Origin of the sequence: Pseudomonas sp. 14P_5.3_Bac1 (assembly GCF_025466135.1) — a bacterium.
Lineage (GTDB): Bacteria > Pseudomonadota > Gammaproteobacteria > Pseudomonadales > Pseudomonadaceae > Aquipseudomonas.
Genome location: NZ_JANLOF010000073.1, coordinates 83,397 through 93,488, shown reverse-complemented (window position 1 = coordinate 93,488; position 10,092 = coordinate 83,397). Strand labels below are relative to the sequence as shown.

8 protein-coding genes are annotated in these 10,092 nt (G+C 62.1%); all 8 read left to right on the top strand.

Annotation, left to right across the window (positions count from 1 at the left end; translation table 11 throughout):
* The first annotated feature begins 131 nt into the window (after positions 1–131).
* The gene (locus NTD89_RS19410) at positions 132–413 is read left to right on the top strand and encodes a peptidylprolyl isomerase (protein WP_010210937.1); all 282 of its coding nucleotides are present in this window, start codon (positions 132–134) and stop codon (positions 411–413) included.
* 130 nt (positions 414–543) lie between these two features.
* Entirely contained in the window at positions 544–2,406 is a 1,863-nt protein-coding gene (locus tag NTD89_RS19405) for an extracellular solute-binding protein (RefSeq protein ID WP_145165744.1), read from the top strand.
* Complete coding sequence (locus tag NTD89_RS19400) at positions 2,406–3,464, top strand: microcin C ABC transporter permease YejB (protein WP_262209148.1); 1,059 nt, start codon at positions 2,406–2,408, stop codon at positions 3,462–3,464. Before NTD89_RS19405 ends, NTD89_RS19400 begins: the two co-directional genes overlap by 1 nt.
* Entirely contained in the window at positions 3,464–4,486 is a 1,023-nt protein-coding gene (locus NTD89_RS19395; protein ID WP_178119753.1) for an ABC transporter permease, read from the top strand. Before NTD89_RS19400 ends, NTD89_RS19395 begins: the two co-directional genes overlap by 1 nt.
* Positions 4,487–4,496: 10 nt before the next feature.
* The gene (locus tag NTD89_RS19390; RefSeq protein ID WP_262209146.1) at positions 4,497–6,068 is read left to right on the top strand and encodes an ABC transporter ATP-binding protein; all 1,572 of its coding nucleotides are present in this window, start codon (positions 4,497–4,499) and stop codon (positions 6,066–6,068) included.
* A gap of 145 nt (positions 6,069–6,213) precedes the next feature.
* A complete protein-coding gene (locus NTD89_RS19385; protein WP_262209145.1) occupies positions 6,214–7,611 on the top strand; it encodes a sigma-54 interaction domain-containing protein in 1,398 nt (465 codons plus the stop codon).
* 296 nt (positions 7,612–7,907) lie between these two features.
* On the top strand, positions 7,908–9,299 hold the full coding sequence (locus tag NTD89_RS19380) for a GntP family permease (RefSeq protein WP_106580117.1): 1,392 nt from the start codon (positions 7,908–7,910) through the stop codon (positions 9,297–9,299).
* A gap of 7 nt (positions 9,300–9,306) precedes the next feature.
* Positions 9,307–10,080 carry a 3-hydroxybutyrate dehydrogenase gene (locus NTD89_RS19375; RefSeq protein ID WP_242197660.1) on the top strand — a complete coding sequence of 258 codons (774 nt, stop codon included), beginning with the start codon at positions 9,307–9,309 and terminating at the stop codon, positions 10,078–10,080.
* The last annotated feature ends 12 nt before the right edge of the window (positions 10,081–10,092 follow it).

Sequence of the window (10,092 nt, the reverse complement as noted above, 5' to 3'; positions counted from 1 at the left end):
CTAAGTGGCCGTGACCGCAGCAACGGATATGCCCCCAACCCTAACCCAACCCAAACCCAACGGAACTTTGCCAACAAATAACCGCCTGAATCCGGTACGCTCACCCTTTTTAATTCAAGGAGTTACTCCCCATGGCCAAAGCCACCGCCCGTCACATCCTCGTGTCCACTGAAGACAAGTGCAACGAACTCAAGGCCCAAATCGAAGGCGGCGCCGATTTCGCAGAAATCGCCAAAGCCAACTCCAGCTGCCCGTCCAGCCGCGACGGCGGCAACCTCGGTTCGTTCGGCCCAGGCCAGATGGTCAAAGAATTCGACACCGTCGTCTTCAGCGCCCCGGTCAACACCGTGCAAGGCCCGGTCAAGACCCAGTTCGGCTACCACCTGCTGGAAGTCACCAGCCGCCAGGACTGATCCAGTCTGTGCTGATGCTATAAACAACGGCCCGCCTTTTGGTGGGCCGTTGTGCATGTGATGACTGGCAAGGCTTAAGTCGATAACGTACACATCTCTATTCTTCTTCACCCGGCGCTCAAGGCTGACAATGCGATTGGCTTTTTCCATAAAACTCTGCAGCTCCGCCCTGGCCCTGCTGCTGGCCAGCACCGCTGTGATCGCGGCCCCGCAGACCTACCTCACGGTCTACGGCGAACCGGCCAAGTACCCCGCCGGCTTCAGCCATTTCGACTACGCCAACCCCAACGCGCCCAAAGGCGGCAGCCTGCGGCGCTCGGCGATCGAGATCGGGCGTTTTGACCATGTGCTGCCGTACATCGACAAAGGCATCGGCGTCTCCCAGGTCGACGGCTGGCTCTACGCCCCGCTGGCGCAGCGCTCCCTGGATGAGCCCTACACCGTCTACGGCCTGGTCGCCGAGAAGATGGAGCGCGCTGACGACGGCCTGTCCCTGCGCTTCTACCTGAACCCCAAGGCGCGCTTCGCCGACGGCACGCCAATCACCGCCGAAGACGTGCGTTACAGCTTCGATCTATTGATGACCCAAGGCAGCCTGCGCTTTCGCACCCTGTTCGCCGACGTCAAGCACGTCGAAGTCGAAGGCGAGCGCCAGGTGCGCTTCGATTTTTCCAGCAATGAAAACCGCACCCTGCCGCTGGATATCGCCACCTTGCCGGTGTTTCCCGAGCACTGGTGGAAAACCCGCGACTTCGCCAACGGCGGCGGCTACGAAGCCCCGCTCGGCAGCGGCCCGTACAAGGTCAGCAAGATCGACTCCGGCAGCACCATCACCTTCACCCGCGACCCGGACTGGTGGGGCAAGGACTTGCCCGTCAGCCGTGGCCTGTACAACTTCGATCACCTGAGCCTGGAGTACTTCGGCGATACCGAAGTGGCCCGTCAGGTGCTGCGCGGCGGTGCCTACGACTTCAACCGTGAGTTCTCCGCCACCGGCTATTCCATCGGCTACAACGGCCCGGCGCTGGACGACGGCCGCCTGCAACGCGCGCACCTGGCCAAAGAGATGCCGCAACCGGCCCAGGGCTATGTGTTCAACGTGCAAAAGCCGATGTTCAAGGACCGCCGCGTGCGCCAGGCCCTGGCGATGCTGTGGGATTTTGAATGGGCCAACCGGCAGATGATGCGCAACCTGTACATTCGCCAGCAGAGCTATTTTTCCAACAGCCCGCTGGCCGCCAGCCAACTGCCAACCCAGGAAGAGCTGGCCATTCTTGAACCGCTGCGCGATCAAGTGCCCGCTGAGGTGTTCACCCAGGTGTTCAAGGCGCCGGTCACCGACGGCAGCGGCATGATTCGCGACAAACAGCTGCAAGCCCTGGCGCTGCTGGAAGCAGCGGGCTGGAAACCCAAGGGTGACAAGCTGGTCAACGCCGACGGCGAGCCGCTGGAGTTCACCTTCCTCAATGCCCAGCCCGGCCTGGAACGCCTGCTGTTGCCGTACAAGCGCAACCTGGCGCAGATCGGCATCACCCTGAATATCCGTCGCATCGACTCCTCGCAGTATGTGAACCGCATGATGGCCCGTGATTACGACATGATCGTCGTCGGCTTCCCGGTCACCACCTCGCCGGGCCTGGAGCTGTACAACTACTTCGGCTCGCAGGCGGCTTACGATCCCGGCGCCAATAACTACATGGTGCTCAAAGACCCGGCCGTCGACACGCTGATCAGCGGCCTGGTCAAGGCCACCACCCAGGCGCAGATGCTCACTTACGCCCATGCCCTGGACCGTGTGCTGCAATGGAATTACCTGTGGATTCCCAACTACTACCCGCCCGGCACCTCGGCCGCGTGGTGGAACCGCTTCGGCCGCCCGGCGATCGAGGCCAAGAACGACGAAGCCCTGGAAACCTGGTGGGAAATCAGCCCCACGCCACTGACCAATGAACAAATGAACGCCGAGTTGAAAAAACGTGGAGGGACCCGCTGATGTTTGCCTATATCGTGCGGCGCCTGCTGCTGATCATTCCGACGCTGGTGATCATCCTGCTGGTCAACTTCGTCATCGTCCAGGCCGCACCGGGCGGCCCGGTTGAACAGGCCATCGCGCATTTGCAAGGGATTGGCGGCGGCGGCATCGGCGGCGGTTCCGGCGAAAGTATCAGCGGCTCCCGCGCCAGCCGCGGCCTGGACCCGAAACTGATCAAGGACATCGAAAAACAATACGGCTTCGACAAGCCCGCCCCGGAACGCCTGTGGCTGATGCTCAAGAACTACGCGCAGTTGGACTTCGGCAACAGCTTCTTTCGCGGCTCGACGGTGATCGACCTGATCCTGGAAAAAATGCCGGTGACAATTTCCCTCGGCCTGTGGGCCACGTTGATCACCTACCTGGTGTCGATCCCCTTGGGGATTCGTAAGGCGGTGCGCCACGGCAGCAGTTTTGACGTATGGAGCAGCACCGCCATCGTCATCGGTTACGCAATGCCGGCGTTCCTGTTTGCGATGTTCCTGATTGTGGTGTTCGCCGGCGGTACGTCGCTGAACTGGTTCCCGGTGCGCGGGCTGGTCTCGGAGAATTTCGACGAGCTGAGCACCGTGGGCAAGGTTGCCGACTACTTCTGGCACCTGGTGCTGCCGGTCACCGCGCTGGTGATCGGCGGGTTCGCCACGCTGACCATCCTGACCAAAAACTCTTTCTTGAATGAAATTACCCGCCAATACGTGGTCACTGCCCGCGCCAAGGGTTTAAGCGAACGGCGCGTGCTCTACGGCCACGTATTTCGCAACGCCATGCTGCTGGTGATCTCGGGGATTCCCCAGGCGTTTATCAGCGTGTTTTTCGCAGGTTCCCTGCTGATCGAGGTGATTTTCTCCCTCGACGGCCTGGGCCGCATGAGCTATGAAGCCGCCGTGTCCCGTGACTACCCGGTGGTGTTCGGCTCGCTGTTTATCTTCACCCTGTTTGGCCTCTTGATAAAACTCATCGGTGACCTCTGCTACACCCTGGTGGACCCGCGTATCGACTTCGCCGCGAGGAACGCCTGATGCTTGATTTGTCTCCGGTGGCGCGTCGGCGTTTCGAGCGCTTCAAGAAAAACCGTCGCGGCTGGTGGTCGCTGTGGCTGTTTATCGGCCTGTTTATCCTGACCCTGGGCGGCGAGCTGATCGCCAATGACAAGCCCTTGGTGCTCAGTTTCAAAAACGAGCTGTATTTCCCGGTGTTCAAGCGTTACACCGAGCAGCAGTTCGGCGGGCAACTGCCGTTCCAGGCCGACTACCGCAGTGACTACGTGCAAAAGCTGATCAAGCAGGACGGCGGCTGGATGCTGTTCCCGCCGATCCCGTTCAGCGATGACACGCCCAATTACGAACTGAGCCGCCCTGCCCCCAGCCCGCCCTCGGCAGTGAACTGGCTGGGCACCGATGATCAGTCCCGCGATGTGCTGGCGCGGGTGATCTTTGGTGCGCGCGTGTCGATCCTGTTCGCGCTGGCGCTCACCGCCATCAGCGCCGCCATCGGCATTGCCGCCGGCGCTTTGCAGGGTTATTACGGCGGCTGGGTGGACTTGCTGGGCCAGCGCGTTCTGGAAGTCTGGTCCGGGCTGCCGGTGTTGTACCTGCTGATCATCCTGTCAGGGTTTGTCGAGCCGAATTTCTGGTGGCTACTGGGGATCATGGCGCTGTTTTCCTGGCTGGCACTGGTGGACGTGGTGCGCGCCGAGTTCCTGCGCGGGCGCAACCTGGAATACGTCAAGGCCGCACGCGCCCTGGGCCTGGGCGATGGCAAGATCATTGGCCGGCATATCCTGCCCAATGCCATGACGGCCACCTTGAGTTACCTGCCGTTTATTTTGACCGGGGCGATTTCCACCTTGAGCGCCCTGGATTTCCTCGGGTTCGGCATGCCGGCAGGCAGCGCGTCGCTGGGCGAACTGATCGCCCAGGGCAAGCAGAACCTGCAGGCGCCCTGGCTGGGCCTGACGGCGTTTTTCACCTTGGCGCTGATCCTGTCGTTGCTGGTCTTTATCGGCGAGGCATTGCGTGATGCCTTCGACCCCCGCTCATGAGTGACTGCCTATGAACCTCATTGAAATCCGCGACCTCAGTGTCGCCTTCAGCGGCCAGACCGTGGTGCGCAACCTGTGCCTGGACGTGCGCCAGGGCGAATGCCTGGCGCTGGTCGGCGAGTCGGGCTCGGGCAAGTCGGTGACGGCGCATTCGATCCTGCAACTGCTGCCCGAAGCCGGCACGCACACCACAGGCTCGGTGAAGTATCGCGGCCAGGAACTGATCGGCGCCTCTGCCGCCACGTTGCAGAAGCTGCGCGGCAACCGCATTGCAATGATCTTCCAGGAGCCGATGACCTCGCTCAACCCGCTGCACAGCATTGAAAAACAGATCGGCGAAACCCTGCTGCTGCACAAGGGCCTGGGCGGCAAGGCTGCGCAGGCGCGCATCCTTGAATTGCTCGAGCTGGTGGGTATCCAGAAGCCCAGGGAGCGCCTCAAGGCCTATCCGCATCAGCTCTCCGGCGGCCAGCGCCAGCGCGTCATGATCGCCATGGCCCTGGCGTGTGAGCCGGAACTGTTGATCGCCGATGAACCGACCACCGCGCTGGACGTGACCGTGCAGCGCAAGATCCTGCTGCTGCTCAAATCCTTGCAACAACGCCTGGGCATGTCGCTGCTGCTGATCAGCCATGACCTCAACCTGGTGCGCAGCATTGCCCAGCGCGTGTGCGTGATGCGCGCCGGTGAGATTGTCGAGCAGGCCGACTGCCAGACGCTGTTCAACGCACCGCAACACCCGTACAGCCGCCTGTTGCTGGATGCCGAGCCGGCCGGCGAGGCGCTGTGCAGTGATGAGCGTGAAACGGTGTTGCAGGTCGATGACCTGACGGTGCAGTTCCCCCTCAGCGGCGGGCTGTTTCGGCGCAAGACCTACCTGTGCGCGGTGGACGGCATCAGCCTCAGCGTGCAGCGCGGCAAGACCCTGGGGATTGTCGGCGAGTCTGGCTCGGGCAAATCGACCCTGGGCCAGGCGATCCTGCGCCTGCTCGACTCCACCGGCAGCATCCGCTTCCAGGGTGAAGCGCTCGACCCGCTGAATAATCAGCAAATGCGCCCGTGGCGCAAGCAGATGCAGGTGGTGTTCCAGGACCCTTACGGCAGCCTCAGCCCACGCATGTCGGTGGAGCAGATCATCAGCGAAGGCCTGGAAGTGCACGCGCCGTGCAGCCTGGCCGAGCGCGATGCGCAAGTGGTGCAGGTGCTCAAGGACGTGGGCCTCGACCCCGCCAGCCGCCACCGTTACCCCCACGAGTTTTCCGGTGGGCAGCGCCAACGCATCGCCATCGCCCGCGCGCTGGTGCTCAAGCCAGCACTGATGCTGCTGGACGAACCGACCTCGGCGCTGGACCGCACGGTGCAAAAACAGGTGGTGGCGTTGCTGCGTGAGTTGCAGGAGAAATACGGCCTGACCTACCTGTTTATCAGCCATGACCTGGCCGTGGTGCGTGCCATGGCCCATGACATGATTGTGGTCAAGGATGGCAAGGTGGTCGAGCGCGGTGCAAGCCATGTGGTGTTCGATGCGCCGCAACATCCGTACACCAAAGAGCTGCTGGCGGCGGCGCACATCCCCTTGTAGGAGCACTTTCTCCCCTGTGGGAGCGGGCTTGCCCGCGAAGGCGGTGTGTCAGCCAATACCTGCGGCACTGATACACCGCTTTCGCGAGCAAGCCCGCTCCCACAGGATTGCGACTCCACCCTTCATTTGTGTTGACGGCATAAATATGAACATCAGCGACAGCCTCAAGGACTACCAACAGGTTCGCGGCCTGGCCATCCAGTCGTTGTTCGAAATCATCGAGCAGTCCAGCGAAGGCACGGTGATTGTCGATCGCGACGCCAATATCGTGTGGATGAACGAGCGCTACGCCAAGCGTTTCGGCCTCAAGAGCGCCGACGAAGCCATCGGCCAACCCTGCGAGCAGGTGATTTCCAACAGCCTGCTGCGCCAGGTGGTGCGCAATGACCAGCCGATTTTGCTGGACATCCAGGACACGCCCAAAGGCCCGCTGGTGGTGATGCGCCTGCCCATTCACGATGATGCCGGCGCGGTGATCGGCGCGATTGGCTTTGCGCTGTTTGATGAGTTGCGCAACCTCTCGCCGCTGATCGAGCGTTACCTGAGCATGCAGCAGGAGCTGGCGTCCACCCGCTCGCTGCTGCGCTCGCGGCAGAGCAAATACAACTTCGCACACTTTATCGGCACCAGCGCGGCCAGCCTGGACGTCAAACGCCGGGCGCGGCGCAGTGCGAATGCGCAGTCGCCGGTGTTGCTGCTGGGTGAAACCGGCACCGGCAAAGAATTGCTGGCCCAGGCGATTCACGGCGCCTCGCCGCGTGCCCACAAAGCTTTTGTCAGCATCAACAGCGCGGCGATTCCCGCGGACCTGCTTGAAGCCGAATTCTTCGGCACTGCGCCGGGTGCCTTTACCGGGGCCGACCGCAAAGGCCGTCCCGGCAAACTGCAGATTGCCCAGGGCGGCACGCTGTTTCTCGACGAGATCGGCGACATGCCCCTGCCGCTGCAAAGCAAACTGCTGCGGGTGTTGCAGGAAAAGGAATACGAGCCGGTCGGTTCCAACGAAATGCTGCACAGCGATGTGCGGGTGATCGCGGCCACGTCCATGGACCTAGAAGCGGCAATCAAGCGCGGCGAGTTTCGCGCGGATTTGTATTACCGCCTGAATGTGTTGCCGATCCAGGTGCCGCCGTTGCGCGAACGCCTGGATGACATCCCGGCGTTGAGCGAGGCGATTCTGGAGGAGCTGCGCAGCCAGCATGAACTGGACCGCGAGGCACTGGCGTTGCTGGCGCAGCATGCGTGGCCGGGGAATATCCGCGAGCTGCGCAATGTGCTGGAGCGGGCGGCGTTGTTGAGTGATGACCTGGTGTTGGATGCTGAGGAGATTCGTGCGGCGATTGGCACGTTCAGCCCGGTGGCGCGTGGCGCCGTAGAGACCGTTCAAGGCGAGACGTTCGCAGCGGCGCGGGAGCGGTTTGATCGGCAGGTGATTGAGGCCGCGTTGGCGGCGTGTGAAGGCAACGTCGTGGAGGCAGCCAAGCGGTTGGGGCTGGGCCGGTCGACGCTGTACAAGAAGATGGTGGCTCTGGGTATTGCCTAATCTCAATAAAGAGACACGATTCTCACTATAAAGACATTCCAATGTGGGAGCGGGCTTGCTCGCGAAAGCGGTGGTTCAGCAGCTAATGAGCCGACTGATACATCGCTTTCGCGAGCAAGCCCGCTCCCACATTGGATATTCACCTGTCTCTAAATAGAGATTAATTCCAGAACCACCGATCATAAATCAAATAATATTCTTATATTTCAACAAGTTAATAAACTGGCACACATCTCGCTATAGCCCCTCTCCAAGCCTCACCCCACAAAAATAACAATTCGATCTGGAGACACACCATGAGTGTGATCATTGCCCTGGCAGCCCTCGCGCTGCTGATGCTGGCGGCCTACCGTGGCTACAGCGTGATCCTGTTTGCCCCCATTGCCGCCCTTGGCGCCGTACTGCTCACCGACCCGTCCGCCGTCGCCCCTGCGTTTACCGGGGTGTTCATGGAGAAAATGGTCGGTTTCATCAAACTGTATTTCCCGGTGTTCCTGCTCGGCGCGGTGTTCGGCAAGCTGATCGAGCTGTCGGGCTTTTCGCGTTCGATTGTGGCTGCCGCCATCCGTTTGCTCGGCACGCGCCAGGCGATGCTGGTGATTGTGCTGGTCTGCGCCCTGCTCACCTACGGCGGCGTGTCGCTGTTTGTGGTGGTGTTTGCGGTGTACCCGTTTGCGGCAGAGATGTTTCGCCAGAGCAATATCCCCAAGCGCCTGATCCCGGCGACCATCGCCCTCGGCGCGTTCTCGTTCACCATGGACGCCCTGCCCGGCACGCCGCAAATCCAGAACATCATCCCCAGCACCTTCTTCAACACCACCGCCTGGGCCGCGCCGTGGCTGGGCCTGATCGGCACGGTGTTCGTGTTCTGCACCGGCATGCTCTACCTGGCGCGCCAGCGCAACAAGGCCCAGCGCGCCGGCGAAGGCTATGGCACCGAGCTGCGCAACGAGCCGGAAACGGCCGACAACCTGGCGCTGCCCAACCCGTGGATCGCGCTGTCGCCGCTGCTGCTGGTGGGCGTGATGAACTTGCTGTTCACCCACTGGATCCCACAGTGGTACGGCAAGACCCACAGCCTCAGCCTGCCGGGCATGAGCGCGCCGGTAACCACTGAGATCGCCAAGCTCACCGCGATCTGGGCGGTGCAGGCGGCGTTGCTGGTGGGCATCGTCATGGTGTTGGTGTTCGGTTGGTCGGCGATCAAAAGCAAGCTCGCCGAAGGCAGCAAGAGCGCAGTCAGCGGTGCGCTGCTGGCGGCGATGAACACCGCGTCGGAATACGGTTTTGGCGCGGTGATCGCCTCGTTGCCGGGCTTTCTGGTGCTGGCGGACTGGCTCAAGGGCATCCCCAACCCGCTGGTCAACGAGGCGATCACCGTAACCCTGCTGGCCGGCATCACCGGTTCTGCCTCCGGCGGCATGAGCATCGCCCTGGCGGCGATGTCCGAGAGCTTTATTTCGGCGGCCCATGCGGCCAATATCCCCCTTGAAGTGCTGCACCGGGTCGCGGCCATGGCCAGCGGCGGCATGGACACCCTGCCCCACAACGGCGCGGTGATCACGCTGCTGGCGGTGACCGGGCTGACCCACCGCGAAGCCTACAAAGACATTTTCGGCATCACGATTATCAAGACCCTTGCGGTGTTCGTGGTGATCGGTACTTTCTACGCCACCGGCATTGTGTGAGGTTTTCATGACGACATTGAACGGCAAGACCGCCCTGGTTACCGGCTCCACCAGCGGCATCGGCTTGGGCATTGCGCTGAGCCTGGCAGAGGCCGGCGCCAACCTGATCCTCAACGGCTTCGGCGATGCCAGCGCGGTGATTGCTCAGGTGCAGGCATTTGGCGGCAAGGTCGGCCATCACCCGGCGGACGTCAGCGACCCGGCGCAGATCGCCGACATGATCGCCTACGCCGAGCGTGAATTCGGCGGCGTGGACATTCTGGTCAATAACGCCGGCATTCAGCATGTGTCGGCGGTGGAGGACTTCCCGGCCGAGCGTTGGGACTCGATTATCGCGATCAACCTGTCGTCGGTGTTCCACAGCACCCGCTTGAGCTTGCCGGGCATGAAAGCCAAGGGTTGGGGGCGCATCGTCAACATTGCCTCGGTGCATGGCCTGGTCGGCTCGGTGGGCAAGGCGGCCTATGTGGCGGCCAAGCACGGCGTGATCGGCCTGACCAAGGTGGTGGGCCTGGAGACCGCCACCAGCAACGTCACCTGCAATGCCATCTGCCCAGGCTGGGTGCTGACTCCGTTGGTGCAACAGCAGATTGATGACCGCGCAGCCAAAGGCGTAGACCCACAGCAGGCGCAGCACGACTTGCTCGCGGAGAAACAGCCATCGCTGGCGTTTGTGACGCCGCCGCAGCTGGGTGAGTTGGTGCTGTTCTTGTGCAGTGAGGCGGGTGCGCAGGTGCGCGGTGCCGCGTGGAATATCGATGGCGGCTGGCTGGCCCAATAAAAACAGACGCTG